Source organism: Paraburkholderia sp. A1RI-2L, from assembly GCF_048957375.1.
GTDB lineage: Bacteria > Pseudomonadota > Gammaproteobacteria > Burkholderiales > Burkholderiaceae > Paraburkholderia.
On sequence record NZ_JARBTA010000003.1, the window covers coordinates 756,922 to 782,626 of the forward strand.

The 25,705-nt window shown below is 62.2% G+C and carries 24 protein-coding genes; 12 read left to right on the forward strand and 12 right to left on the reverse strand.

Annotated elements, in window-relative coordinates; translation table 11 throughout:
- The first annotated feature begins 177 nt into the window (after positions 1-177).
- The 3 genes from PWP93_RS26655 to PWP93_RS26665 all read left to right on the forward strand — a co-directional run bounded on the left by PWP93_RS26655 (position 178) and on the right by PWP93_RS26665 (position 3,411).
- Positions 178-1,857: an ABC-F family ATP-binding cassette domain-containing protein gene (locus PWP93_RS26655; RefSeq protein WP_421027123.1), complete on the forward strand. Its 1,680-nt coding sequence runs from the start codon at positions 178-180 to the stop codon at positions 1,855-1,857.
- A 239-nt stretch (positions 1,858-2,096) separates the two neighbouring features.
- Positions 2,097-2,459, forward strand: a complete 363-nt coding sequence (locus PWP93_RS26660; RefSeq protein WP_421047007.1) for a translation initiation factor Sui1 — start codon at positions 2,097-2,099, stop codon at positions 2,457-2,459.
- A 307-nt stretch (positions 2,460-2,766) separates the two neighbouring features.
- On the forward strand, positions 2,767-3,411 hold the full coding sequence (locus PWP93_RS26665) for a hypothetical protein (protein ID WP_421046700.1): 645 nt from the start codon (positions 2,767-2,769) through the stop codon (positions 3,409-3,411).
- 129 nt (positions 3,412-3,540) lie between these two features.
- Here the strand turns inward: PWP93_RS26665 and PWP93_RS26670 are convergent, their stop codons facing one another.
- The 6 genes from PWP93_RS26670 to PWP93_RS26695 form a co-directional block, all read right to left on the reverse strand.
- On the reverse strand, positions 3,541-3,855 hold the full coding sequence (locus PWP93_RS26670; RefSeq protein ID WP_421046701.1) for a helicase: 315 nt from the start codon (positions 3,853-3,855) through the stop codon (positions 3,541-3,543).
- A 752-nt stretch (positions 3,856-4,607) separates the two neighbouring features.
- Complete coding sequence (aroE, locus tag PWP93_RS26675) at positions 4,608-5,444, reverse strand: shikimate dehydrogenase (protein ID WP_421046702.1); 837 nt, start codon at positions 5,442-5,444, stop codon at positions 4,608-4,610.
- Positions 5,445-5,450: 6 nt separating this feature from the next.
- A complete protein-coding gene (locus PWP93_RS26680) occupies positions 5,451-6,662 on the reverse strand; it encodes a CaiB/BaiF CoA transferase family protein (RefSeq protein ID WP_421046703.1) in 1,212 nt (403 codons plus the stop codon).
- Complete coding sequence (locus PWP93_RS26685; protein WP_421046704.1) at positions 6,662-7,120, reverse strand: MaoC family dehydratase; 459 nt, start codon at positions 7,118-7,120, stop codon at positions 6,662-6,664. Before PWP93_RS26685 ends, PWP93_RS26680 begins: the two co-directional genes overlap by 1 nt.
- A 2-nt stretch (positions 7,121-7,122) precedes the next feature.
- Complete coding sequence (locus PWP93_RS26690) at positions 7,123-7,515, reverse strand: VOC family protein (RefSeq protein ID WP_421027130.1); 393 nt, start codon at positions 7,513-7,515, stop codon at positions 7,123-7,125.
- A complete protein-coding gene (locus PWP93_RS26695; protein WP_421046705.1) occupies positions 7,512-8,462 on the reverse strand; it encodes a ketopantoate reductase family protein in 951 nt (316 codons plus the stop codon). The genes PWP93_RS26690 and PWP93_RS26695 overlap by 4 nt, the downstream gene beginning before the upstream one ends.
- Before the next feature lie 106 nt (positions 8,463-8,568).
- On the opposite strand from PWP93_RS26695, the gene PWP93_RS26700 reads away from it, so the two are divergent.
- The 7 genes from PWP93_RS26700 to PWP93_RS26730 all read left to right on the forward strand — a co-directional run bounded on the left by PWP93_RS26700 (position 8,569) and on the right by PWP93_RS26730 (position 17,734).
- Positions 8,569-9,474, forward strand: coding sequence for a LysR family transcriptional regulator (locus PWP93_RS26700; protein ID WP_421027132.1), 906 nt, complete (start codon positions 8,569-8,571; stop codon positions 9,472-9,474).
- A gap of 305 nt (positions 9,475-9,779) precedes the next feature.
- Positions 9,780-11,828, forward strand: coding sequence for an elongation factor G (gene fusA / locus PWP93_RS26705; protein WP_421046706.1), 2,049 nt, complete (start codon positions 9,780-9,782; stop codon positions 11,826-11,828).
- A 220-nt stretch (positions 11,829-12,048) separates the two neighbouring features.
- A complete protein-coding gene (purU, locus tag PWP93_RS26710) occupies positions 12,049-12,927 on the forward strand; it encodes a formyltetrahydrofolate deformylase (protein WP_421046707.1) in 879 nt (292 codons plus the stop codon).
- A gap of 359 nt (positions 12,928-13,286) precedes the next feature.
- Positions 13,287-14,105 carry a LuxR C-terminal-related transcriptional regulator gene (locus PWP93_RS26715; protein WP_421027140.1) on the forward strand — a complete coding sequence of 273 codons (819 nt, stop codon included), beginning with the start codon at positions 13,287-13,289 and terminating at the stop codon, positions 14,103-14,105.
- A gap of 225 nt (positions 14,106-14,330) precedes the next feature.
- Positions 14,331-15,722, forward strand: a complete 1,392-nt coding sequence (locus PWP93_RS26720; RefSeq protein WP_421046708.1) for an MFS transporter — start codon at positions 14,331-14,333, stop codon at positions 15,720-15,722.
- Between the two features lie 105 nt (positions 15,723-15,827).
- Positions 15,828-17,525, forward strand: a complete 1,698-nt coding sequence (locus PWP93_RS26725) for an FAD-dependent oxidoreductase (protein ID WP_421046709.1) — start codon at positions 15,828-15,830, stop codon at positions 17,523-17,525.
- 29 nt (positions 17,526-17,554) lie between these two features.
- Positions 17,555-17,734 (forward strand): hypothetical protein, encoded by a 180-nt coding sequence (locus tag PWP93_RS26730; protein WP_421027143.1) that lies wholly within the window; start codon positions 17,555-17,557, stop codon positions 17,732-17,734.
- A gap of 62 nt (positions 17,735-17,796) precedes the next feature.
- Here PWP93_RS26730 and PWP93_RS26735 read toward each other — a convergent pair whose 3' ends face one another.
- Positions 17,797-18,567, reverse strand: a complete 771-nt coding sequence (locus PWP93_RS26735; protein ID WP_421046710.1) for a DUF3047 domain-containing protein — start codon at positions 18,565-18,567, stop codon at positions 17,797-17,799.
- A gap of 356 nt (positions 18,568-18,923) precedes the next feature.
- Complete coding sequence (locus PWP93_RS26740; RefSeq protein WP_421027145.1) at positions 18,924-19,187, reverse strand: hypothetical protein; 264 nt, start codon at positions 19,185-19,187, stop codon at positions 18,924-18,926.
- Between the two features lie 320 nt (positions 19,188-19,507).
- Here PWP93_RS26740 and PWP93_RS26745 point away from each other — a divergent pair, with 320 nt between their 5' ends.
- Positions 19,508-20,623, forward strand: coding sequence for a GlxA family transcriptional regulator (locus PWP93_RS26745; RefSeq protein WP_421046711.1), 1,116 nt, complete (start codon positions 19,508-19,510; stop codon positions 20,621-20,623).
- Positions 20,624-20,741: 118 nt separating this feature from the next.
- Positions 20,742-20,924: a hypothetical protein gene (locus PWP93_RS26750; protein WP_421046712.1), complete on the forward strand. Its 183-nt coding sequence runs from the start codon at positions 20,742-20,744 to the stop codon at positions 20,922-20,924.
- A gap of 81 nt (positions 20,925-21,005) precedes the next feature.
- Here PWP93_RS26750 and PWP93_RS26755 read toward each other — a convergent pair whose 3' ends face one another.
- From PWP93_RS26755 to PWP93_RS26770, 4 genes are all read right to left on the reverse strand, one after another.
- Entirely contained in the window at positions 21,006-22,007 is a 1,002-nt protein-coding gene (locus tag PWP93_RS26755) for a GlxA family transcriptional regulator (RefSeq protein ID WP_421046713.1), read from the reverse strand.
- Positions 22,008-22,119: 112 nt separating this feature from the next.
- The gene (gene choW / locus PWP93_RS26760; protein ID WP_421046714.1) at positions 22,120-23,016 is read right to left on the reverse strand and encodes a choline ABC transporter permease subunit; all 897 of its coding nucleotides are present in this window, start codon (positions 23,014-23,016) and stop codon (positions 22,120-22,122) included.
- Positions 23,009-24,178, reverse strand: coding sequence for a quaternary amine ABC transporter ATP-binding protein (locus PWP93_RS26765; protein WP_421027150.1), 1,170 nt, complete (start codon positions 24,176-24,178; stop codon positions 23,009-23,011). Before PWP93_RS26765 ends, choW begins: the two co-directional genes overlap by 8 nt.
- 550 nt (positions 24,179-24,728) lie before the next feature.
- Positions 24,729-25,592, reverse strand: coding sequence for a glycine betaine ABC transporter substrate-binding protein (locus PWP93_RS26770; RefSeq protein WP_421027151.1), 864 nt, complete (start codon positions 25,590-25,592; stop codon positions 24,729-24,731).
- Positions 25,593-25,705 lie beyond the last annotated feature (113 nt).

The window sequence follows — 25,705 nt, forward strand, 5'->3', positions numbered from 1 at the left end:
TCGGCTGGGACCCGTCATTCACCACGATATTCGCTGGCCCCGCAGCCGGTCCGCGTGGTGCGTCAGGGCCTCCCTTGCCTTGTGACCGATGGGCGCCGCAAAGCGCATGCGGCTCAAAAAAGACGACCCTTAACGTCCGGTCGGCTATCATGCCATTCCTCTCCGAAGTAGCTCCTTATGATTTCCGTCCGTAATGTCACGCTGCGCCGCGGCGTTAAAGTCGTGCTCGACCGCGCGTCCGTCACCTTCACCCCCGGCGAAAAGATTGGTCTTGTCGGCCGCAATGGCGCCGGCAAGTCGTCCTTCTTCGGCCTTCTCAACGGCACGCTGCACGAAGACAGCGGCGAGTTCTCGATTCCAGCCGCATGGAGAATGGGCCAGGTCGCGCAGGAGATGCCGGAAACCGAGCAGGGCGCGACTGACTTCGTGGTCGAGGGTGACACCGCCCTTCTGGCTGCCCACGCCGAAGTCGCCGCCGCCGAGGCCAGCGACGACGGCATGCGCATGGCGCACGCCTACATGGCCCTGCATGATGCCGGAGCACACGATGCCCCCGCACGTGCCCAGGCGCTGATCCTGGGACTGGGCTTTACGGCCGCGCAGCTTGATCAGCCGGTCAACAGTTTCTCCGGCGGCTGGCGCATGCGACTTCAACTGGCGCGCGCACTGATGTGCCCGTCCGACCTGCTGCTGCTCGACGAGCCAACCAATCACCTTGACCTGGACGCGCTGGTTTGGCTGGAAGCCTGGCTCAAGCGCTATCAAGGAACCCTGGTCGTGATCAGCCATGACCGCGAATTCCTCGACGCGGTGACACAGGTGACGGTGCACGTCGACAACGCCAAGCTGGTGCGCTATGGCGGCAACTACAGCAAGTTCGAAGACATGCGCGCCGAGCAGCTCGAGTTGCAGCAGGCCGCGATGGCCAGGCAGGCGGACAAGATCGCCCACCTGCAGAAGTTCATCGACCGTTTCAAGGCCAAGGCCTCGAAGGCTAAACAGGCGCAGAGCCGGGTCAAAGCGCTCGAACGCATGGAGAAGATCGCACCGGTGCTCGCGGAAGCGGAGTTCAACTTCGAATTCAAGGAACCCCTCAACGTCCCGAACCCGCTGTTGTCGATGCTGGACGCGAGCTTCGGCTACCCCGCGCCGACTGGCGCACTGTCGGGGACGCCGCCTACGGTCATCGTGCGCGGCATCAATCGTTCCGTACTGGCAGGGCAGCGCATCGGCATTCTCGGTGCCAACGGCCAAGGCAAGTCCACGCTCGTGAAGACGGTAGCGCACGCGCTGGAGCCGATTGCCGGCGAAATCAGCGAAGGCAAAGGCCTGAACATCGGCTATTTCGCCCAGCAGGAGCTGGACGTGCTGCGCCCGCTCGACACGCCGATGGAACACATGATCCGCCTCGCCAGGGACACACCGGCGCACTTGCGCGCTCCAGGCCAGAGCGGCACCGAGCAATCGCTTCGCACCTTCCTCGGTACCTTCAACTTCAGTGGCGACACGGTCCACCAGGCGGTGAGCACGATGAGCGGCGGCGAAAAGGCGCGGCTCGTGTTGTGCATGATCGTATGGCAGCGCCCCAACCTGCTGCTGCTCGACGAGCCTACCAACCACCTCGACCTGGCAACACGCGAAGCGCTAGCGATGGCGCTCAACGAATTCGAAGGGACGGTGATGCTGGTCAGTCACGACCGGGCCCTGCTTCGCGCCGTCTGTGACGAATTCTGGCTGGTCACCAAGGGCGGCGTCGAACCCTTCGACGGCGATCTGGACGATTACCAGCAGTTCCTGCGCGACGAAGCCCGTCGCATGCGCGAACAGGCTGACGCAGAGCAGAAGGTTATCGCCTGAAATCCAGCGCAGGATTTCGTCAGGGGTTGTCGAGCAGCGGCGATAGCGCTTCGATCGTCGCGAAGAGTCCGCGAGAGCCGCGATGCGATCGCATGCGAGTTATTCCGCACAGACTTTGCTGTGAGACCGCTCAGTGTCGGACCAGATATTCAAAAAGAAATAGAACGCAGTCAGGAGGGGCAAACGCAACCTGCTAAACTCGGCGATTGCTGGCCTTTATGTCTTTGTGTATGCCTATCATCAAGAGCAGTTCGAAGGGTGGCCTCGTTTACTCCACAGATGGCGGGCGGATGTGTCCCGAGTGCCGGCACACGGTCACGGAATGTATATGCAAGACGATTGCCAGGACACAACCCGCAGGGGACAGCGTCGCGCGGGTAGTTCGCGAGACCAAAGGGCGGGGCGGGAAGAGCGTGACGGTCGTGAGAGGGTTGGCGCTCGACCCCGTTGCCCTGGCCTCGCTGGGCAAGCAATTGCGCGCCGCTTGCGGCTCGGGTGGAACGGTCAAGAATGGTCTGATTGAAGTGCAGGGTGACCATTGTGGCCGTATTATCGAAGAACTCAAAAAGTCCGGTCATCGGGTGAAGCGCGCCGGGGGCTAATTCCTTCGGTTGGCGCAGGCGAAAAGCGCAATCGACCACGCTCGGGCGGTAACACGCCAATATCGTCTATTCGCGAATGTCGTCTCGCAAGTGAGCGCTGCCCGTCACAGTCATCCAATCCAGCATGGATCGACCCCACCACTCTCTGGGCGCACGGATGACGACACAAGCCGCGCCATACGCTCCGACCTCGCGACGAACTAGCGGATCGCGCCAGATCAAGATCACCCGCCCGTTCAAACACGCGTGACTTCTGTTGTCGGGGCCATGGTATTCGCGAGACATCAATCATGCTGAAGAGGAGCAAATGAAGAAAGGAAAGACGAAACTCACGCGTCTTGAAGCTGAACGACTCTTCGAGGGACTTCCCGCCTCGAACGCAAGCGTGTCGAGTCGGCCCGAGAACCCATTCGACGCAGGGACGTTCACCGAGATCAGGCGCGTCGACGACGAAGCCAAACTCTGGAAAGACAACCTCATCACACTCCCGCTAGCGATCGCATTGCCTGCTGGATACGAATCGATATCCGCCTTGCGCGAGGCGATGGTGCGCGCATGGCGCGTGAGGTGGGTACGGGAGGAGGAAAGCCACGTTGTCGCCGAATTTCCTGAGGGATGGACAGCCGTTCGTCCGCAAAGTGGGCCCATAGAGTTGCGCGATTCCACTGGTGTTGTCCGCGCCCTTTTTGGGTGGGCCGAGGACGCTGAACTCCGGATTCTGCCCAGGTATCTGGTTGAGTCGCAGGCGAACAGTTCAAGTGGGCTGGGCAGCCTGGTTGTCCGTGATCGAGGAAACGGCCAGATTCTCGAGAGATCGTCAATCTGGTCCGCGAAAACGGGTACTCATCATCCGGATTGGAGCAGGCTGTCACTATGGCTCAGTTCACGTTACCCACAACATGGGGATCCGCTGCGCTACTGGAACGATTGCGAGGAAAATATCAAAAATTAGGCGACTTCTGCGGGCCCCGTTCCTCGTGCGCAAACTACCGAATCCGAAGTTGAGGGCGCGCCAGCAGGGGGCGGCGCTTCATTGAGCTTCCGCGTTCGGCACCAGGATCAGATTCGCTCGTCTCGTTCTCTATGCGCCTTTCAGCCAAGACATTTCCACAGGTGACACCACCAATTGTCGGAACTCACGCTCCAGTTCGAAGATGAACCCGACCAGGATCATGGAGTCGGCATAGGGAATCGGGAATACGTGAGGGTTTTCTGCAGCACGTAGCGGGCGCGTGGGCGTGTCCGCCGTCGTTGCGGCGTTCTCGCGGACGCTTTCCAGTTCGTCAGCCATTGCCTGCCCACTTACTTTCATGACGCGGCTACGCAGGTCGCTGAAGGGTTCAATGCGCGCCCCGTCTTCATTGTATTCGGGCACTTCATAGATAAACCAGGACATTTGTCTCTCCCAGAAAAAGGCCGCTATTCTAACAGCGGGGGTAAACGGTTGTCCCAGGCAACCCAACGCTGCTGCTTCGATCGTTCACCGTCAAGTGACGACAATGCAACGGGTTACGCTGTGATGCAGATGTGCTGCCAAAGAACTCGGCTTGGATTGCTAATCAATTCTGGCATGACCGGTTCAGATGATGGTCAAGGAACATTTGCGTACAGCCGGTAACGGCATCGCGAGACAGCCCCTCCGTAGCGTAGGCGTTCGCAGCAGCGCGGACCGACCATCTGCAATGAGTCGGGTTGCGCGCCAGGCATGAGGGTCGCGCTCTAGACGAATCTCGCGCGCGGTCATAGGGTGTTGTCCTGCCAATTGCGGACGTTCAAAGTCGATATCGTTGTTGCCAACAATTGAAAGCCCGGATTGACGAACAAGGCTGCGGCCACGTTGTGGTCCGCTTGGCTCGAGCGCGCAATACTGTTGATGTTCGACGCATGCCGTCGGAGCATCGTGAAGTGGCGAGGGTACGGCCACCATCAGCCAGTCAGGCACATTGAATAAGTGACGTTTGACAGTCTTTCCTGCATTCGAGAGCCGTCATTCGCCGTATCACTTATCTCTGTGGCAGTAGCCGGGTTGCAATTCAGGCGCGCCGCTCAATTGCGGATCTCCGCATGGACAGCCCGCAGTTGCCGAACATGTTGTGATTGATGCCATGAAGCATCAGGACGCTTTTCATCGGGTTCTCCTTTACGCGATCAGTCGAGCGGCACAGTGAGAGAGTCGATGACCGCGGCCGTCTGTGGACGCACGCCGCGCCACCATGCAAAGGCTTCGGCGGCCTGCTCGACCAGCATGCCCACGCCGTCGGCGACGCCATGCACGCCTGCGTTGCGCGCGAGCCGCAGGAACGGCGTGAGCCGCTTGCCGTACGCCAGTTCATAGGCGGTGCCATCGGAACTGAATACGCTCGGCGGGACGGGTGGCAGTTCGCCCGTCAGGCTCGCGGAGGTCGCATTGACCACGAGATCGAATCGGCCCATCGCCGCAAGATCGCCATAGCCGCGAGCACGCAGCGCAGCGCCACGCGCACCGATCTGGGCTGCCAGCGCCTCGCCCTTGGCAACGTCGCGGTTGGCGATGACCAGTTCGGCGGGACCTGCGTCGAGAAACGGCAGCAGCGCACCGCGGGCCGCGCCGCCTGCACCAAGCATCAACACGCGTTTGCCGGCAAGCGGAACGCCGAGATTGACCTCGATATCGCGCAACAAGCCAATGCCATCGAAATTCTCGGCAATGATCCGGCCGCTTTCGAACTTCAGCGCATTGGCGGCACCGGCCAACGCCGCGCGTTCGCTGCGCTCGTCGGCGAGCGCGAAGGCCTTCAGCTTGAAGGGCGCGGTGACGTTCATGCCCTTGCCCCCTTCCGCCGCGAACTGTCGCACGACCTTCGCAAAGCCCTCTTCAGGGTCAAGCGGTCCTTCTATCGAGACGTAGGACATCGCCTGTTGCGTCGCTTCGGCAAACAGACCGTGAATCAACGGCGATTTCGTGTGTCCGATCGGATTCCCGATCACTGCATACCGGTCAGTCATGGTGTCTCACTTCGAGTAGAGAACGCCTTCGCTTTGCATCGCGTCGATCTCGGCGGCAGAAAAGCCGAGCGATTGCGCGACCTCCGTGTTGTGCTGCCCGAGATCAGGCGCGACATCACGAATGGTCGTGTCGCAATGAGAAAAGCGGAAGGGCAGGTTGGGCAGACGCAGCTTTCCATAGCGCGGATGATGCTGCTCGACCACCATGCCGCGCGCCTGGATTTGCGGATCGTCGAGCACCTCGTCGATGCGCTGCACCTTCGCACAAGGCACATCGATGCCATCCAGCAGTTCGAGCACCTGCGCGACGGGGCGCGCGGCAACCCACGGCTCTACGACGGCGAGAATCGCCTGCCGATGTGTATTGCGGCCGACGCTATCGTAAAAGCGCGTATCGCTCCCGAATCCCGCAGGTCCGCCATGCGTTTCGATCAGCGCGGCGAGGCGCTTCCACGCGTCGTCCACCTGCGCCGCAATCACGAGGTCGCCGTCGGCGGCGCGAAATACGCCATAGAGCGTCGAGGTCGGCATGTCGTGGCCTGTCTGCTCCGGCAGCACGCCTTGCAGCGTGTAGCACTGCACCGCGTACTCGTGCATCGAGACGAGCGTGTCGTAGAGCGCCATGTCGATGTACTGGCCGTGTCCGCTCTTAACCCTTCCGAACAGCGCCGCGTTGATCGCCGCCACCGCGTGAATGCCCGTGTACATGTCGCCGAGCGAAATGCGCAGCAGCGGCGGCGGCTCGCCGGGCGTGCCCACCATCTGTATGATGCCGCTCTTCGCTTCCGCGATCAGGCCAAAGCCGGCGCGATGTGCGTCGGGGCCCGTGTGGCCGTATGCCGAAATCGAGCAGTAGACGAGACCTGGATTGCGCGCGGATAACGCCTCATAGCCCAGCCCGAGCTTGTCCAGCGCGCCGGGACGGTAGTTCTCGACGAACACATCTGCCGAGTCGCACAGGCGGCGCATGAACTCCTTGCCGCGTGCGTCTTTCATGTTGACGCTGACGCCGCGCTTGCCCATGTTCAGTTGCAGGAAATAGCCGCTTTGCTGGTCGTCCAGCACGGTCGCGTGCTGGCGTCCGGCGTCGCCGCTACCGGGACGCTCTACCTTGATGACTTCGGCGCCAAGCGCCGCGAGGCAGCGGCCCACGTACGGACCGGCGAGGAAGTGGCTATAGTCGATAACGCGAATGCCTTCGAGAGGACGGGCCTGCATCAGTGCGCTCCCGGCCGGCGCGGCACCATCAGGCGATGCTCGCCGCGCTGAACTACCTGGTCATCCTGATTGATCAATTCAGATGGCAGCACGACGATACCCCAGCCCGGACGGCTGTTGCTGGGCCGCATGGCGCCGACGCGAAACTTCACATGCAGAACGTCGTTGACCCGGATGGGCAACAGGAAATCCCAGGTCCAACCAAGCGACATGCCGGGCAGAAAACGATATTCGCTCTGGGTCTTGAGGCCGTCGGCAATCGAAAGTCCAAACAGTCCATGCGCAACGAGGCAGCCGAAGTGGCTCGCTTTGGCATAAGCTTCGTCCACATGCACGGGCGTATGGTCGCCAGTGAGGTCGGCGTAGGCGAAGATGCGCTCCTTCGTCACGGTGTAGTTCGGGCTCACGCACTCGTCGCCTTCGCGGGCGTCGTCCCAGTATTTCTCGATGATCGTCATGCTCACGCCTCCGCGCGCGGGTTGATGCTCATCGCCTGCGCGACACACGACGCAGGTTTGGACTGAATCAGTTCGACAGCGAGCCCGTCGGGCAGACGCAGCCAGTTTCGTCCTTGCGGCATTTCGCTTACGCCATAGGCCTGGGCCGCAGCCAACGCCGCTTCCAGGTCTTCGCACATGACGCCCAGATGGGCAAGGCGCCCTTCGGGGCCTTCGTGCTGCGGGGCATGAATGAACTGCAGGCCGCCGAGCGTCCAGTACTGGCGCGGTGCGTCGGCGGTGCCGTCGACTTCGCGCATGCTCATGCCGAGCACGTCTTCGAAGAAGCGGATATGCCACTGGATGTCCTTCACCCAGATCGCAACATGCTCCAGATAAGCCTTCGTGCCGCTCATGCCGTTGCCTCCTTGCGCTGCTCGTCGGCCATCGCGCGTTCGATGCCCTTGATGCATGCCACCAGCGTCGCGTTGACGGGCGTCGGCACACCGAGTCGTTGTCCCCAGCGCACCACCGAGCCGTTGATGAAATCGACCTCCGTGACGGAGCCTTTCTCGAGGCTTTGCAGCATCGACGTCTTGAACGCGGGAGAGAGGCCTTCGGCCGCAAGTGTCCAGGCCTGTTCGGGGTTCGTCATCGACAGCGCGATGCCGGCCGCCTGCGCGGCCGCGATGGCCTCGCCGATGGCCGCGAGCGCCGTCGCCTTCAACAGCGGTTCCTCATAAAGCTGACCGTAGGTCAGACGCGTGATGCCCGTGATCGCGCCCGTGGCGACGTTCACGAGCAGCTTGTCCCACATCGTGCCCATGATGTTGTCGCTGACTGTGGTCATCAGCCCGGCAGCGTTGAATGCCTCGGCGATCGCCCGCACGCGCGGCGTGATCTGTCCATCGAGTTCGCCGATATAGGTCGCCTTGCCGGCGACACCCGACTGGATATGCCCCGGACCGCACAACACGCCGCCGACATAGGTCTTGCCCGCGAGCACGCGTGCGCGGCCCACGATATCGGCGAGGACGTCTTCGTGCCCGAGTCCGTTTTGAAGCGACAGCACGAGCGTTTCGGGTCCGATCAGCGCGAGTGCGCCGCGCATCGCAGCGTGGGTGTGGAAGGACTTGACCAGTACGACGACCACGTCGGCCACACCGACTTCGCTCGCCTGCGTCGCGGCGCGCACCGCGATGCGTCGCGAGCCGCTATCGTCGTCGACCCGCAGACCGTCGCGACGCATTGTTTCGACATGAACGGGCGAACGGTCCAGCAGCCAGGTTTCGTGGCCGCCTTCCGTGAGAGTGGCGCCGATCGCGCAGCCTAGTGCGCCGGCGCCGAGAATCGCAATCTTCACTGAGTTTCTCCTTGACGTGCAGGCACACGATAGGCGTTGCTGCTCATATGGACAATGCAATGCCTACAATGGTGTCATTGCACCAGACAATAATGTGCGCTACGCCATGATGCCGACCGACCTGCCCGATCTGAAACTGTTACAGCTGTTCGACCTTCTGTACGACGCGCGCAGCGTCACGCGCGTGGCCGAGCAACTGGGCCAGAGCCAGCCCACCATCAGCATCTGGCTCGGGCGGCTGCGAGAGTATTTGCAGGACCCGCTTTTCATCCGCACGCCCGGCGGCATGGCGCCGACGCCGCAGGCCGACGCGCTGATCGGGCCTTGCCGCGAAATTCTCGAATCGCTCAGGCGCTTCGTCGCGTGGGAGATCGCGTTCGATCCCGAAACCGCGCAGCGGCGCTTTCGCATCTGCATGACGGACGCGAGCCATATCACGCTGCTGCCGAGACTGCTCGCACATGTGCGAGCGCAGGCGCCCGGCATCCGGCTCGAGGCGGCGCGAATCGACGGCAACACGGAACGGGCGCTGGAGTCGGGCGAAGCCGACCTCGCCATCGGCTATGTGCCGTGGCTCAGCGGCGGTATCTACCAGCAGCAGCTCTATCAACAAGACTGGGTGTGCCTGACGAACCGGCACCATCCGCGCGTTCGCGGGCGGCTCGGGTTGAAGCAGTACCGTTCTGAGGGGCATGTCGCCATCGAAGCGGGCACGGGTGCTCAGTTGCTCGAACAGGCGCTGGCTCGCGAGCGCATCGAGCGTGACGTCGTGCTGCAACTGCCGGGTTTCCTGGGGCTCGGAACGATCGTCCAGACCACCGACCTGGTCGCCACGCTGCCACGTCACATTGGCGAAACGCTCGCTCAGGCCAACGATCTCGCCGTTCATTCATGCCCGATTCCCGTGGATGGCTTTGCCGTCCGGCAACACTGGCATGCGCGGTATCACCACGAGGCCGGGAATCGCTGGCTGCGTGGTGTGGTCGTTCAGCTGTTCGGGGTTTCACTGTGAGAATGACCTTAAGGCACCGCGCCCCATTTCACGAAAATTCGACCGTTGTACCTCTGTAGCATGGGCATCGCGCGTGTCTCCCCGCGCACGGATCTCACAAGGCAAGCCCCGGATATTGCAGTGCAGCGAACCTGCACGGCTTTAACGCGTCAGACGACGTGCTGAAAGCCGCCGGCGTTCGATACGACGCCCATTGGACGCTCATGCTGCGCGCGCTCGCGCACAAGCCGTGCGCGCTTGTATTTGGCAGAGCGCCCGAATTTCGCCAATAATTGCCGGACATCCACTACTGGACGATGGCGGCCATGGATTACCCTCCCGAAGCCATCCGCACAGTCGCGCTCGTTGGGCACGCCGGCTGCGGCAAGACCTCGCTCGCCGAAGCGCTGCTGCATCAAGGCGGCGCGCTCCACGCACCGGGCAGCGTGAATCGCGGCACCGCCCTGTGCGATTTCGATCCGCTCGAGCGCAAATACCATCATTCGCTCAATTCCGCGCTCGCGCATCTCGACTACCAGGACACGCGCATTTATCTGCTCGACACGCCGGGCTACCCCGACTTCGCGGGCCTGTCCATCAGCGCGCTGGAAGCCGTGGAAACCGCGGCCATCGTGATCGACGCGCGCACCGGCATCGAGATGACCACCAGCCGCATGATGAGCTGGGCGCAGCAGCGCAAGCTGTGCCGGATGATCGTCGTGAACGGCATCGACGGCGAAAAGGTCGATCTGCCCGGCCTGCTCGCGCAAATTCAGGAACTGTTCGGCAAGCAGTGCCTGCCCATCAATCTGCCCGCGCAAAACGGCAGCGAGGTAGTCGACTGTTTTTTCAATCCCTCAGGCGTGGCCGATTTTCATTCGGTGGAAGCCGCGCACAATGCGCTGGTGGACCAGGTCATCGAACTGGACCCCGACTTGATGGAGCTGTATCTGGAGCAAGGCGAAGCCATCCGCCCCGAGCAATTGCACGAGCCCTTCGAGCGGGCGCTGCGCGAAGGACATCTGGTGCCGGTGTGTTTCACTTCGGCGGCAACGGGCGCGGGCGTTGCGCAATTGCTCGACGTGTTCGTGCGTCTCCTGCCCAACGTCACCGAAGGCAATCCGCCGCTGTTCTATCGCGAGAGCGAGGGCAAGCGCACGCCCATGCAAGCGGAGCCGGATCCGGAGAAGCACGTGCTCGCGCATGTGTTCAAGATCGTGGTGGACCCGTATATCGGCAAAGTGGCCGTGTTCCGCATTCATCAGGGCACGGTCACGCGCGACAGCCAGCTGTATATCGGCAACGGCCGCCAGCCCTTCAAGGTCGCGCATCTGCTGATGCTGCAGGGCAAGGATCACACCGAGATCCAGCGCGCCGGTCCCGGCAATATCTGTGCGGTGGCCAAGGCCGACGACATCAGCTTCGACGACGTGCTGCACGACGCCCCCGAGGATGGCGATATCCACCTCACACCGTGCGAGTTTCCCAATCCGATCTACGGCCTTGCCATCGAGCCGGCGCGGCGCGGCCACGAGCAGCGGCTCTGGGAGGTCCTGCAAAAGCTCGCCGCCGAGGACCCTTGTTTGCTGATCGAGCATCCCGAGGGCACCAACGAGACGGTCGTGCACGGCCTGGGCGAACTGCATCTGCGCTACATGCTCGAGCGCCTCACGGAACAGCACAAGCTCGAAGTCATCACGCGGCCGCCCACCATCGCGTGGCGCGAGACCATCGGCGGCAAGGCTGAGGGCCATTGCCGCCACAAGAAGCAGACGGGCGGCGCGGGCCAGTTCGGCGAGGTCATGCTGCGCGTGGAGCCGCTGCCGCGCGGCGCGGGCTTCGAATTCGTCGACGCGGTCAAGGGCGGCGCGATTCCCTCGCAGTTCATTCCCGCGGTGGAGAAAGGCATTCAGCAGGTGATCGAAAACGGGCCGCTCGCGGGCTTCCCGATGCAGGACGTGCGCGTGACCGTGTACGACGGCAAGAGCCATCCGGTCGATTCGAAGGAAGTGGCGTTCGTCACGGCGGGGCGCAAGGCTTTTATCGATGCGGTGCTCAAGGCGCAGCCCATCGTGCTCGAACCCATCGTCGACATCGAGGTGATGACGCCCGAAGCGGCCATGGGCGACATCATCGGCGATCTGTCCTCGCGGCGCGGCCAGGTGCACGGCACGCGCACGGCGGGCGGCCATGCGATGGTGATTGCAGGCAAGGTGCCGCTCGCCGAACTCAACGACTACCAGTCGCGCCTGAACTCGCTCGCAGGCGGCCACGGCAACTACAGCATCCAGCTAAGCCACTACGACCCCGTGCCGCCCGCGCAGCAGGACAAGCTCGCAGCGCAGCACAAGGCGCGCGGCGAAAGCGCCGAGTAAACGCCGGGAAGCAGCGAACCGCTGCGGCGTCGAGCGCGTCCAGCCGGCCGCCCGGCGCCTGCCGCGTTTCGGCGCGCGCCGGCGCGCCATGAAGCGCGGCGTGCGGGCGGCTAACGACGCCTGGCGTTTCCGTACCCGCAACATAGCGGGTGCGTTCTATGTGCTGGCGGCCAAAAAATGGCTTACTCCTTGCATCGCTACGATACCTGGAGACCCTCACATGTCCACCGACGTTCGCCCGCATCAGTACGTCCTGACCCTGTCCTGCCCGAGCGCCGCCGGACAGGTGGCCGCCGTCGCCAGCTTTCTGGACGGCCACCATTGCTACATCGACGAACTGACCGTCTTCGACGACGACATCAGCTCGCGCTTTTTCCTGCGCTGCGTCTTTCACGAAGTGATTCGGGGGGCCAACGGCGAGCTCGACCTCGCGAGCCTGCGCAGCGAATTCGAGGCCACCGCGCGCCAACATGAAATGACGTGGGCGATCCACGACCTGCAGGTCCGGCCCAAGGTGCTGATCCTGGTGTCGAAGCTCGAACACTGTCTCGCCGACCTGCTGTTCCGCTGGCGCATGGGCGAACTGCAGATGGACATTGCGGCCATCGCCTCGAACCATGCCGATTTCGAGCCGCTCGCGCGCCAGCACGGGCTGCCGTTCCGGCATCTGCCGGTCACGCCGGAAACGCGCCAGCAGCAGGAAGCCGCGATCCTCGACCTGTTCGAATCGACGGGCTCCGAACTGCTCGTGCTCGCGCGCTACATGCAGATTTTGTCTGACGAAACGAGCAAGCGCCTCGCGGGCCGCGCGATCAACATCCACCATTCATTCCTGCCCGGCTTCAAGGGTGCGCGCCCCTATCATCAAGCGCATGTGCGCGGCGTGAAACTGATTGGCGCGACGGCCCACTTCGTCACCGACGATCTCGACGAAGGCCCGATCATCGAGCAGGAGGTACAGCGCGTGGATCACAGCTGCAAACCGGAGCAACTGCTCGCGGTGGGCCGCGACGTCGAGTGCGTGACGCTCGGACGCGCGGTGAAGGCATTCCTGGAGCGCCGCGTGTTCATCAACGACGGCCGCACGGTGGTGCTCTGAATCCCTGGGTACCCGGGTCCCGCTAACACCACCATCTGGACAACTGGCCACGGCCGCCGTCTCCATGGCGGCATGGCCAGACGAAAAATCGGCAATGACTCTGGAGGATTGAGCCGGATGCGATCGGGCGTTGCCGACCCAGATCGGCCGCGCAGATCGTGCTCGACATTTTGACCGCGCGGCTACAAGGGTCATTGAAACTGCGAGCTCGCGGGTCGAGTCAACTGATCTTCTGCTGGAGCCAGGGCTCGGAGTATGATGCTTGGGTATTCACGCATTGGCGCGAACCAGAACGAAAACAAATCGCCCAGGCGGCGCTCAAAGTCGCCTTCCTTGATTAACAACTTCTCCAAACCATCATGCGTTTATGGCGGCTCGAACGTCCCAGTCTCTCAGGGAACCTCGATCTTTCGCGGGCAACGAGCCTGGTTTCCGCCATTGGGTCTGATGATGCCAACGCATTCGCCGCAGAAGTTTTGAAGTTACTAGGCGACGCCGCAGGCATCTCGCAATGCACGGTGTTTGCGTACGAATTCAACAATCGCCCGCGAACGGTGTCGGTGGCAGACCACCGCGGCGGCCGATTCCTCCGCAATGTCGCGGATGTCTATGCCAGGACCTTTTACGCGCTGGACGGTAACCAGGCGGTCATTTCGGCGGCCCGGCCGGAGAAACCCGACTCGGCAGTGCTGCTCCACCAGCAAGCCGTCGAAGACATCACGCATGAGGGATATCGAGCCGCGTGTTACCACCAACCTGACGTGTCAGGCCGTGTCTCCCTGCTACTGCAGCCGGCACAGGACATCTGGCTTTCCGTCAATCTCTACCGCGACCGCCGGCGCGGACATTTTCATCCAAACGAGATCGCGCTGATCGAAGCGTTTTCTCCGCTCATCACCCAATCCGCAAAGCACCATTACTCGCTGTGCGGGCCGATTCAGTCCGGGATTCCGCAACTCATGCTCGCGCGCATCCGCAGGATATGCCCCGATTTATCGAAGCGAGAGGTCGATGTGCTTTGCGGAGTTCTGGAAGGCCGCACCGCGCAGGAAATCGGCGATGTAATGGGGGTGAAGGCTTCAAGCGTCGCGACCTATCAGAAGCGCGCGTACCGCCGCCTTGGCATTTCGAGCCAGCGGCAATTGTTCGCCTTGTGCCTGGCTCCGGATAAAAGCTGACCCGCGCGGTCCGTCGCCCCACGTCGGACGCCCGCCCGGTCGATTCGAACCAGGGGTTTTCTCTAGTCCGCTTCCCCTGCCAACTTGTACCCGTTTTGGGGACAGCGCCAGTTCGTCGCCCTCGCATACTCCAGTCATCGCCATACCTCGCATCCCTGCCGAGCCGACGCGATTGCATTGAGTGCCGTAGCGCTCGACATAGACCTGGATCTGGAGACGACTCATATGGAAACCACCCCGCTGGCTGACCGCAGCCTGGTTCCTGGTGGACCGCACCATAACGCTGGACCGCGCGCTTCGCGCTCCGAGCAGCATGTCATTGCGAAGGTATCGCGACATCTGCTCTGGTTTCTCTTCATTCTGTTCTTCTTCTCGTTTCTGGATCGGATCAATATCGGCTTTGCCGGACTCACGATGATGAAAGACCTTGGTCTTTCGGGAGTCCAATTCGGTCTGGCGACGACATTGTTTTATATCGCTTACATTGCGTTTGGCATCCCGAGCAATATCGTTCTGACGCGCATCGGCGCACGCAAATGGATCGGGGCCATCATGATCGCGTGGGGCTTCGCATCCACCGCAACCATGTTTGCATCGAGTCCAGGCACGCTCTATCTTTTACGCATCCTGGTCGGCGTCACGGAGGCGGGCTTTCTGCCCGGCATCTTGCTGTATATGACCTACTGGTTTCCGGGCGCTTATCGTGCGAGAGCGAACGCCATGTTCATGATCGCCATGCCAGTGACAGCCGCACTCGGGTCTGCGCTCTCAGGGTACATCCTGGCCCTGGATGGAACACTTGGCCTCAAAGGCTGGCAATGGCTGTTTTTTCTTGAGGGCTTGCCTTCCGCAATTTTGGGTCTGCTCGTCTTCGCCTACCTTCGCGACGTCCCTGAAAAGGCAGCGTGGCTCAACCCGGAAGAGAAACGTACGCTCTCACATATCCTCGCGGCCGAGCACAAAACCGATCCCGTGCCTCATGGCGAATCTGTGGCAGAGAAAAGCCTTCTTGGCGAACTCTTGTCGCCGACCGTCATCAAGTTCGCGTTGGCGTACTTCTGCCTGGTCAACACGCTTGCCATGGTTGCCGTGTGGACTCCGTTGATCGTGAAGAGTTTCAGCGCAGGCGCGAGCAATCGCACCGTGGGCCTTCTGGCTGCGATCCCGCAAATCTGCACTATCGTCGCCATGATCTGGTGGGGAAGGCGCTCGGATCGGAAGCAGGAACGCAAATGGCACTTGATGTTGCCGATGCTCTGCTCCGCTGCAGGCTGGCTGTGCACGGCCTACTCGACGCTGCCTGTGGTCCAGCTGCTGGGCATCTGCCTGGCGTCCGCAGGATCCTATACCGCCATGTCGATCTTCTGGACGACCCCGGATCACGCGCTGAGCTTCCGTGCCCGCGCCGTTGGCATTGCGGTGATCAATGCGACCGGCAACATTGGCTCGGCTTTGAATCCGTTGATTGTCGGCTGGATGAAAGATCTGACGCACAACTTCTCGGCCGGCTTGCTCTATGCGGCGGCTTTGCTTGTGATCGGCGCCCTCATTGTCGCGGTGCTGCCGATCCAGGCCAAGCGCCCGCAGCATGCGGAATTATCAAATAACGCGCGTTAACGCGTGCCGACTTTGCGCAATGCGCCAGACCGCGAGATGCTCCGATGAAACCGGACGCTTATGGCTCTGGCGCGGCAATTCCAGGAACACGTTATGGAGCAAACGATGGAGTTTAAGCCCTACCCTTTCAGTGCGAAAAAGTTCGCTGCTACCGTACCGGCACTCGACAACGGTCTCGAGATAAAGCGACATGCAGTGACGATTGTGGGCGGCGGCCCGGTCGGACTGACCGTGGCACTCGGCCTTGCCAATCACGGCGTCCCCTCGGTTTTGATCGAAGCCGACGACTCCGTTTGCTACGGTAGTCGCGCCATCTGTATCTCCCGCCGCAGCCTCGAAATTATGGATCGTCTCGGCGCGGTAGACGGGTTCTTGAAAACCGGGCTGCCGTGGACCGGCGGTCGCAGCTTCTATCGCGACACCGAAGTGCTGCACTTCAAGATGCCGCAGGACGAAAACCAGAAGCTGCCGCCCATGGTGAACCTCGCGCAATACCATATCGAACAGTTTCTTCTGGACGCTGCGCAGCGACGGTCCGACCTGATCGATATTCGATGGCAGACCCGCGTAAGCGCCATTGAATCTCGTCCGGACGGCGCAACGCTGCGCCTCACGACGCCGGAAGCCGACTATTCCCTCAATACGGACTGGGTGGTCGCGTGCGACGGCGGCCGCAGCACGATTCGCGAGGGACTCGGTCTGCAGCTCAAAGGAACAAGTTACGAGGGACGCTACGTCATTGTCGATATTGAACTTGAGAGTGATCGACCGACCGAGCGGCTTGCGTACTTTGATCCGTCGTCCAATCCAGGCTCGACTGTGTTGGTCCACAAGCAGCCTGACAATGTTTGGCGCATCGACTACCAGCTGCGTGACGGCGAGGACGCCGAGCAGGCAGTGAAGCCAGAAAACGTCATGCCGCGAGTGCAAAGCCTGTTGGACATGATGGGTGAGCGCGGCGCCTGGTCGCCTATCTGGATCACCATCTATAAGGCTAACGCTCTGACATTGGAGCGCTATCGTCATGACCGCGTGCTGTTTGCGGGCGACGCTGCCCACCTGGTGCCGATCTTCGGTGTGCGTGGCGCAAATTCAGGCATCGATGACGCAGACAATCTGGCGTGGAAGCTTGCATTTGTCGTCCGTGGCGTCGCTGGAGAGGGACTGCTCGACAGCTATTCCGACGAGCGAGTTTTTGCGGCGCACGAAAATCTCAGACACGGCACCAAAAGCACCGAGTTCATGGCGCCACCGTCGTTTGCGTTCGACTTGATGCGAAAGGCCGTGCTGGGTCTGGCGGCAAAGCACGAACGGCTGCGTTCATTGATCAACCCGCGGCAGACCTCGGCTATCAGCTACACGGCATCTTCGCTCAATACGCCGGAAGCAGATTCAAGCGCATTTGAGGCGGGGCCCATGCCAGGAGCCGTGCTTACCGAGTGTCCGTTGACGATTGTCGAGCGCGGCGAGGCCAGAGAAGCTCACCTGACCGACTTGATTGCGCCCTGCTTCACCGTCTTGCACTTCAGCGAAGACGGCGCAGTGCCCGCCGATTTCACCGACCTCGAAGCAACACTCAAGCATGAGAAGCTGCCCTTCAAACTGATCCCGGTAACGGCTCATTTGCATTCCGGGACGAAGAGCGATCACAACTGGGACCATACGGGTCGATTGTTCGCCATGTATGGCGCGAGACCGGGCACGGTGTACCTCGTTCGCCCAGATGGTCATGTGCTGGGGCGCTGGCACTCGACGGCCGCCGCTGACGTCGGCGCCGCGATCCACCGGGCCCTTCAAAAATGACCATGACCCATCCTACCCAGGAGTACGCCATGACCGATAGCGACCTCGACAACGTCTATACCCAACTGTGCAAAACCATGACCCAATTGGGCGAGGCCAACGCTCCCCTGTTTCTCGCTCGCTTTGCGATGCTTGCGATCGATACGATTGACGATCCGACCATCGCGCTAAGCCTGATTGAGAATGCTAGCGCGGGTATGCCCGAATAAGGATCATCGGCAAGCCCATAGTGCTTGCCGATGGACCCGGTTAGTTCAGCGGCTTTGCGTTATCAATGCGCGGGCAGGAGCTCGACGTCTCCGTACCAGGCGCGCGTCGTAGTACCGGTATTGTCGGTATCGGTCAACAGCCCGTAGCCGGTGATTCGTCCTGGCGATTCGTGAAAGACCCGCTCGTAGTCTTGCACGATATTGCGGCGCAGGCTTTGCCAGTGACCCGCGTCGCCGGACAACCCAGAAACCACGATCATTTGTACGCGGTTCGTGTGAGGATTGGCAATGATGGTGCCTGGCGCAGCGGTGGCCGACCAGATATACATCAGCGTGGCATAGGGCAGTTCTTCGCCACCCATGCGCTTTGCCAGGTCCATCTTGGCGCGGTCGAAAAACGATAGCTTGCTTTTGTCGCCGTCAAATGTGAAAACCAGTCGCGCCGGCGCGTCTTCTTTGGATCCGACGCGGTTGTCGGCGCCCTCTATCGGCTCTTTTGCTTTCCAGCGCCACGCCACGACGGGTGTGCGAACGAGGTCGATATTACCTTCGTGCATCAGCGCCGAAGCCGAGCGGTTCGCGTCCGCCTGCAGGACGGTGGTGTTGCCGTCGTGAACGAGCGTGTATTGCGTCAAGCGCTTGCCGTGCGCGACCGGCAGGTTCTTCCAGCCTGCGGGCAATGGTTCGCCGGGCTCGATCGTGGAAAAGGCAACACCCGGCTTTTCGTCCTGGGCAACGAGGGCTGCCGGCAACAGCAGGAGCGCGACGCACACGGCGAGCCAGACTGGCCGGGCTGTTCGTTTCCGCGCTTGATGAATCGAGGTAAGAGGCATGGCTGGTCGCATTCGTCTTTTTGACAGCATCCATTGTAGTCGGCTCAGCCGACGGCATTTCAGCCGAGCCACCGCCCCGGCGGTTATCCGAAGGGCGCCGCGAACCGAACGCTAGCGGCCGACATATTGCGCATTTGCTTTTCACCATGGATGGGCGAGCTGCGCCCAGCGGCGCTCCTTCGGCAAACCGCCATATGGAACGGCGCCATACGAACTCTACCCCCTCGATTTATTTTCCAATCCGAACTAAATTTGCGCGCAACGCCGCTTGGCCCATTCACTGACGACGGGAAGTTCCAGATAGCGCCGGTCGATGGGCCATGCGGGTTCACCAACGACAGGCGAACGTTGGCGCTTTAACCCCGATGGCGGCGCTGCGCCTCCTGCGCGAGGCAGGCCAGCGCCGTTTCGCTGAGCCGCGCCGTCACGCGCTGCGCATAGTCGTGATGCCGGCCCTCCAGCGTGGCCCCGAGGCACCGCGCGTGCAGATAGCGCAGCAAGCCGATGCGCTGGTGCCCGCGCGCCATGCTCTGCTCGAGCAGGGCGAGCGCAGCGGCGGCGTCGCCATGGCTGGCACGCTGGTTGAGATCGACGGTTTTGGCGCGCGGCTGGTGCGGCACGGTGGAGAGCCCTGGCGGTGGAATCGGGTGAAACCCGGTGGAATCGGGTGGAGTTGGGTTGAATCGGCTCCGCCGAGTGTCGCCAAGCCGGCCAAGCGCCGATAGAACAAATGCGCCGTGGCCGCGGAACACCCCCGCCACGGATCGCGCCATGGCCGCTGAATTTCGCTTTGACGCAGATCCCTGACGCATAATCACAAGTGCCGGCGCGCCGGATAAGCGACGCTTGAGCGGACTGCAGCGCCACGGGTTTGATGCGTTTTGGCATTCCCGGGCCGCAGACGTTCATTCGCATGCGTTTTCCCGAGCCGCCCGCCGCCATGTCCCACCCGCTTCCGATCGCTCTCTCGCCCGACGCCCAACCCAAGGAGCGCATCCGCTTCGGCATCGTGCTGCTGCCCAATTTCACGCTCACGGCTTTTTCGGGTTTCGTGGACATGCTGCGCCTCTCGGCCGACGACGGCGATTCGAGCAAGCCGGTGCGCTGCTCGTGGCGCGTGATCGGCGAGACGCTCGCGCCGGTGCGCGCGAGTTGCGGCATCCAGGTCACGCCATGGGAAACCTTCGAAGAGGCCGAGCCCGTGGACTATCTCGTCGTCGTGGGCGGTCTACTGCATTCCGGCCCGCAGGCGAGCGAGGAAACGCTGCGCCATATCCGCAGCGCAGCGGCCAACGGCACCACGGTGGTGGGCATCTGCACCGGCGTGTTCGCGATGATGCGCGCGGGCGTGCTCGAGCAGCATCGCATCTGCGTAAGCTGGTTCCACTACTGGGACTTCATCGAGCGCTTCCCCAACGTGAACGCCGACGCACTGGTTGCCGACCGGCTCTTCGTGATCGACCGCCGCCGCATTACCTGCTCGGGCGGGCGCGCGTCGATCGACGTGGCCGCCGCGATCCTGCTGCGCCATTTCGACCACGCGACCGTGCAGAAGGCGCTGCGCATTCTGCTGGTGGGCGAGATGCAAAAGGGCAACGCGCCCCAACCGCATCCGCCGGGCCTCGAGCCCGCGACGCATCCGAAGGTCAAGCGCGCGATCCTGCTGATGGAGCAGCAAGTCGGGCGCAACATCCCGCTCGAAGAATTGGCCTGCAAACTCAATCTTTCGCCACGCCAGCTCGAACGGCTCTTCAAGGCCGAGACGGGCAAGAGCCCGCGCGCGTTCGCCAACGTGCTGCGCCTGCGCACCGCCGCGTGGCTGCTCACGAGCTCGGACCGCACCGTGGCCGATATCGCTTCGAGCTGCGGCTTTGCGGACGCCTCGCACCTCGGGCGCGAATTCCGCAAGCAGTTCGGCGTGCCGCCGATCATGTACCGCGAGCAGCGCAGCGGCCAGGAGCCTGCGCAGATGCCAGACCTCGACGCGTTCTTTCGCACTGGTCTGCCCGGGGCGACAGCTGAGGCGAGTGCGCCGGTTTCTGCCGCGCTGCACTGACCGCGTCTTGCCACCTACTCGTCGAACTGAATCTCGCCGCCCTTCATCACCAACTCGATGCGCTCGCCCTGCCCGAGCAGGCAGGAAATATCCCCGATTTCTATGCGATCGCGCGGAGATGGCCGGCGACCTCGTCAGCGTGCGTGCGCCGTTCGAAGCCCCCGACCGGGTGATCAGTCTGTACTGGCATCAGCGCAACGAAACAGTGCCCGCGCACCGCTGGTTGCACGAGCAACTGGTGGATATGTTTGCTTCGCCGCAGTTGGCCGTGCCCGGTCCGAAAAACATGCAGCAACAGTGAGTCCGCGGGCCTGGAAGTCGGCTGGAAGTCGGCTGGAAGTCGGCTGGAAGTCGACCGGCATACGGCCGGCCGCCCGCCCCCTCACTCGCCACCGCGCCGCTCATGGCTCGGCGCATGACCGAACTGCACGCGATATGCCTTGCTGAAATGGCACGGCGAATTGAACCCGCAAATCGCCGTCACGCGCGAGATCGAAGCATCGGTCGTGCGCAGCAGCTCGCGCGCGCGCTTCAGGCGCAGCGTGAGGTAATAGTGCGTGGGCGATACGTTCAGATACGCCTTGAACATGCGCTGCAAATGCCGTTGCGAAAGCCGCACGAGCCGCGCGAGCTCTTCCAGCGAGAGCGGCTCGCGAATATTCGCTTCCATCAGCCGCACGACCTCGACCAGTTCCGCACGCGAAAAACCCACGCGCGCATCCACGGGAATCGGCTGCAAATCAGTCGCGCCGCGAATGCGTTCCAGAATGAATTGCTCCGAGACCTTGGCGGCAAGCTGCTGGCCAAAGCGCGCGCCCACGAGATCGAGCATCAGGTCGAGCGGCGCCGTGCCGCCGGTGCAGGTCAGCCGGTCGCGGTCGACCACGAATAGCTCGTCGGCGAATTGCACGTGCGGAAACCGCTCGTGCAGCGCCGAAAGATTCTCCCAGTGCACCACGCAGCGGTAGTCGTCTAGCAGCCCGCTCGCCATGAGCGCGTAAGCCCCCGTGCAGATTCCGCCAAGCGGGATGCCCCGCTCCGCGAAGCCGCGCAGCGCGTCGCGCACGTTGTCGTCCACCGCATCCTGAATGTGAATGCCGCCGCAGACGATCATCACGTCGGGGAGGTCGTCGGGGTCCGGCGCCTGGGCCGGGCGCACCGAAATGCCGTTGCTCGCGCGGGCGGGCGCGCCGTCGAGCGTATAGACCGACCAGCGATAAAGATCGCCGCGGCCCACATAGTTGGCCATGCGCAGAACTTCGACGGCGTTGGAAAACGCGATCATCGAAAAATTCGGCAAGGTCAGGAAACCAAAATGTTGCAATGAAGCCAGCGGCTTGGTGAGTTCGGTGGCTTCAACAGCTTCGGCGGTGCCGGATGTCACATTGCGCCCCTATGGAGACAAGCCTGCACGGGCTGAGAATGAAGAACCGGCCCGCACGCGCGAGCCGGTTAATCTGATCAGGACAACACGCTTAAAACAGACGTTTCGCCATTCAAGCCTGCGCGACTATGGCGCGCGGACGAAAGAGCTGCTTCATGCCCGAGAACAGCGGCGCCTTTGCGGCACCCGGCGCGCGGCCGAAGCTCTCCGTGATGCGGTCCAGAATGATCGCCAGCAGCACCACCGCAAGCCCGCTCTCGAAGCCCAGCCCGATATCGAGTCGCTGGATGCTCGCGAGCACGTCGTTGCCGAGGCCGCCCGCGCCCACCATCGAGGCAATGATCACCATCGAAAGCGCCATCATGATGGTCTGGTTCACGCCTTGCATGATCGAGGGCAGCGCATTGGGAAACTGCACCTTGTAGAGCAGCTGCCACGGCGTGCAGCCGAAGGCGTGGCCCGCTTCCACGATCTCGCGGTTCACGTGCTTGATACCGAGGCTCGTGAGACGCACGGCGGGCGGCATCGCGAAGATCACGGTCGAGAGAATGCCGGGCACGCGGCCAAGACCAAACAGCATCGCCGCCGGAATCAGGTAGACGAAGGCCGGCATGGTCTGCATCAGGTCGAGAATCGGCCGCACGATGGTCTGCACGAGCTTGTTCTTCGCGGTCCAGACGCCGAGCGGAATGCCCAGCACGAGGCTAATGAGCGTGGACGAAAGCGTGAGCCCCAGGGTGACGATCATCTGATCCCAGAAGCCGGTCGCGTAGATGAGCAGCAGCGAAGCCGCCGCAAAGATCGCGAAGCGCCAGCCCACGCGCCACAACCCGAGCGCGATGAAGAACGCCATCATCGCCCACATGGGCACGACCTGAAGGCCATGCTCGATGAGTTTCGCGAAGCTTTCGATCGCCTTACCGATGGCGTCGAAGGTGTTGGCATCGTGGTCGAGCAGATAATGAACCGACTGATCGACCCATTGGCCGAGAGGAATGAGCTCAGACATGGGCACCCCTGTTGCGCGTAATGACCTTGAGGACAGCGGCCTGATCGATGGAACCGCAATAGCGGCCTTCATCGTCGACCACCGGCAATGCTGTATTCGTTGCGCACACGCGCGAAACCACCTGATCGAGCGGCGCGCCGAGCGCGATGCTCTCGACCTTGCGCACCGAAGGCTTGTCCACGCCGATCGCATCGCGCGTGACGAAGCCGCTGATGCGGCGCTGCGCGTCGAGCACGAACGCATATTCATTGCTGCCGTTGAGCGACGCGGCCACGCTCTTCTTGTCGAGCGTGCGGATGAGCGGCACGGCTTCGCGCTGCATCAGATCGCCGGCGGTGAGGTAGCGGCTCGTGTCCACGCCGTCGAAGAACGCGCGCACATAGTCATCGGCAGGATTGCTGATGATCTCCTGCGGCGTGCCGATCTGCACGATGCGGCCGCCTTCCATGATGGCAATGCGGCTGCCGATGCGCAGCGCCTCTTCCAGATCGTGCGAGACGAACATGATCGTGCGGCGCTGCTCCTTTTGCAGTTGCAGCAGCACGTTCTGCATTTCCTTGCGCTTGAGCGGGTCGAGCGCCGAAAACGCTTCGTCCATGATCATGAGCGAGGGGTTGACGGCCAGTGCGCGCGCGAGACCCACGCGCTGCTGCATGCCGCCGGAAAGCTCGGCGGGCAGCTTGTGGGCGAACTGCGCGAGGCCCACCTGTTCGAGCACCGTGAGCGCGCGTTGCTCGCGCTCCTTGCGCCCGACGCCCGCGACTTCGAGGCCGAAGGAGGCGTTCGCGAGCACCGTGCGCTGCGGCATGAGCGCGAACGACTGGAACACCATGCTCATGTCGGTGCGGCGCAGCGCGATCAGCTCGCTTTTCTTCACCGCGGCGATATCGCGGCCATCGATCACGACCCTGCCCGCGGTGGGCTCGACAAGACGATTGATGAGACGAATCAGCGTGGATTTTCCGGAGCCCGAAAGGCCCATTAGCACGAAAATCTCGCCTTCGTTCACCGAGAACGAGGCATTGTTCACGCCCAGCACATAGCCGGTTTTCGCGAACATCTCGTCCTTGGTGGCGCCGCTCGAAAGCAGCTCGCGCGCCACTTTCGGATTAGGCCCGAAAACCTTGCATAGTCCATCGACTACGATCTTTGGGGATTCCATCGACTCCATCTCCTAGTCATGCAGGCGCCGGCCCGCTTCGTGTAACTACATGTTTGCCAGAAAAAACCCCGCCGGGATGGCTATTTGCGACAGGAGCTTATGTAAAAGCGACACGCCACGAATTGAGACTTTTTTGGTGCTTTTTCGCGGGTAAACGCGTGTTGGCATTCAAAGAAAAGTTGGCTCAAAAAAGGCGACGAACACCGCGCGCGAATCCGCGCGGAAAAGCTTACGAGTGCCATGAAAAAACGAAGGCGCGAGCGAGCGCCCCGTCGGTTTGGAGTTATGCCCCACGGCACGCGCAGCGCCGCTGGAGGAATGAGCCCTTTGTCACTCCGGCTGAAGCCGGGTGATAACAGGCGCCCGGAGCCACTACCTGGTGTGGCGCGGGGTGAATGGTGGCTGGCATGAGCGGTTGGAGGGGCATTCTATTGCCTGCTTTTCTTTGCCGCTGCAAAGAAAAGCAGGTGCCGCCCCGCACATAAGCACCGCTGGCAGAGCGCCGCGAATACAAGGAAACGCGACGATAAACCCGCAATAAGCGAAGCGCTTACTGGGCAGATTGCACCCAGTCATTGACGCGCTCGCCGTGCGCGGCAATCCAGGTATCAGCGGCAGCCTCCGGCTTGGCTCCGTTCTGAATGGCGAGCATCACGCTATCGATCTCACCCGGCTTCCACTGAAACTTCTTGAGAAACGACACCACGGGCGGCGCCTTCTTCTCGAGTTCCGGGTTGGCTACGCTATCCACGTGCTCGGCCGCGCCGAAGACATTCTTGGGATCCTCGAGGAAGCGCAGCTTGTACTTGGCGAACATCCAGTGCGGCGTCCAGCCGGTCACGATCACCGGCTTCTTCGCATTGACGTCGCGCGCAAGCTCGGCCGTCATGGCACTGCCGGAACTCGGCATGAGCGTGTAATCGAGCCCATACTCCTTCACGGCGGTGTCGGTCTTTCTCATCACGCCCGCGCCCGCGTCGATCCCGACAATGCGCCCGCCGAACGCGCTCTTCTGCGCATTGAGATCAACGATGCTCTTCGCACTCACGTAATCAGGCACCACAAGACCGATCTTCGCACCCGTGAAGTTCGTCCCGAGATCGACCACCTTGTCCTTGAACTGCGCCCAGTAAGCACCCTGCGTGACCGGCAGCCACGCGGAAAGCGTCGCATCGAGATCGCCGCGCGCCACGCCCTGCCACATGATGCCCGCCGCCACCGGCACGAGCTGCACCTGGTAGCCGAAGCGCTTTTCGATGATGCGTGCCGCCACGTTCGACGTGGCCACGCTGTCGTCCCAACCTTCCACATAGCCGATCTTCAAGGTCGGCTTTTCGTCGGCCAAGGCCGAACCGCTCAACACCACCATCGCCGACACCATGCCGGTCCACAACAGTTTTTGCAGCAGCTTCACGGTCTTCTCCTCAAGTATGGGCAGACTTGCCCTGTACGCCTCCAGATTCCCCCGCCACAATGTGTTGTTATCGTCGTTTTACGACACGATCTTATTTTGGCGCGACATGCGCG

Excerpts from the sequence above, each read along its gene's own strand:
- PWP93_RS26655 (WP_421027123.1), top strand. The coding sequence starts at position 178 with ATGATTTCCGTCCGTAATGTCACGCTGCGCCGCGGCGTTAAAGTCGTG.
- PWP93_RS26665 (WP_421046700.1), top strand. The coding sequence starts at position 2,767 with ATGAAGAAAGGAAAGACGAAACTCACGCGTCTTGAAGCTGAACGACTC.
- PWP93_RS26670 (WP_421046701.1), bottom strand. The coding sequence starts at position 3,855 with ATGTCCTGGTTTATCTATGAAGTGCCCGAATACAATGAAGACGGGGCG.
- aroE (WP_421046702.1), bottom strand. The coding sequence starts at position 5,444 with ATGACTGACCGGTATGCAGTGATCGGGAATCCGATCGGACACACGAAA.
- PWP93_RS26680 (WP_421046703.1), bottom strand. The coding sequence starts at position 6,662 with ATGCAGGCCCGTCCTCTCGAAGGCATTCGCGTTATCGACTATAGCCAC.
- PWP93_RS26685 (WP_421046704.1), bottom strand. The coding sequence starts at position 7,120 with ATGACGATCATCGAGAAATACTGGGACGACGCCCGCGAAGGCGACGAG.
- PWP93_RS26690 (WP_421027130.1), bottom strand. The coding sequence starts at position 7,515 with ATGAGCGGCACGAAGGCTTATCTGGAGCATGTTGCGATCTGGGTGAAG.
- PWP93_RS26700 (WP_421027132.1), top strand. The coding sequence starts at position 8,569 with ATGATGCCGACCGACCTGCCCGATCTGAAACTGTTACAGCTGTTCGAC.
- fusA (WP_421046706.1), top strand. The coding sequence starts at position 9,780 with ATGGATTACCCTCCCGAAGCCATCCGCACAGTCGCGCTCGTTGGGCAC.
- purU (WP_421046707.1), top strand. The coding sequence starts at position 12,049 with ATGTCCACCGACGTTCGCCCGCATCAGTACGTCCTGACCCTGTCCTGC.
- PWP93_RS26715 (WP_421027140.1), top strand. The coding sequence starts at position 13,287 with ATGCGTTTATGGCGGCTCGAACGTCCCAGTCTCTCAGGGAACCTCGAT.
- PWP93_RS26720 (WP_421046708.1), top strand. The coding sequence starts at position 14,331 with ATGGAAACCACCCCGCTGGCTGACCGCAGCCTGGTTCCTGGTGGACCG.
- PWP93_RS26725 (WP_421046709.1), top strand. The coding sequence starts at position 15,828 with ATGGAGTTTAAGCCCTACCCTTTCAGTGCGAAAAAGTTCGCTGCTACC.
- PWP93_RS26730 (WP_421027143.1), top strand. The coding sequence starts at position 17,555 with ATGACCGATAGCGACCTCGACAACGTCTATACCCAACTGTGCAAAACC.
- PWP93_RS26735 (WP_421046710.1), bottom strand. The coding sequence starts at position 18,567 with ATGCCTCTTACCTCGATTCATCAAGCGCGGAAACGAACAGCCCGGCCA.
- PWP93_RS26745 (WP_421046711.1), top strand. The coding sequence starts at position 19,508 with ATGTCCCACCCGCTTCCGATCGCTCTCTCGCCCGACGCCCAACCCAAG.
- PWP93_RS26750 (WP_421046712.1), top strand. The coding sequence starts at position 20,742 with ATGGCCGGCGACCTCGTCAGCGTGCGTGCGCCGTTCGAAGCCCCCGAC.
- choW (WP_421046714.1), bottom strand. The coding sequence starts at position 23,016 with ATGTCTGAGCTCATTCCTCTCGGCCAATGGGTCGATCAGTCGGTTCAT.
- PWP93_RS26765 (WP_421027150.1), bottom strand. The coding sequence starts at position 24,178 with ATGGAATCCCCAAAGATCGTAGTCGATGGACTATGCAAGGTTTTCGGG.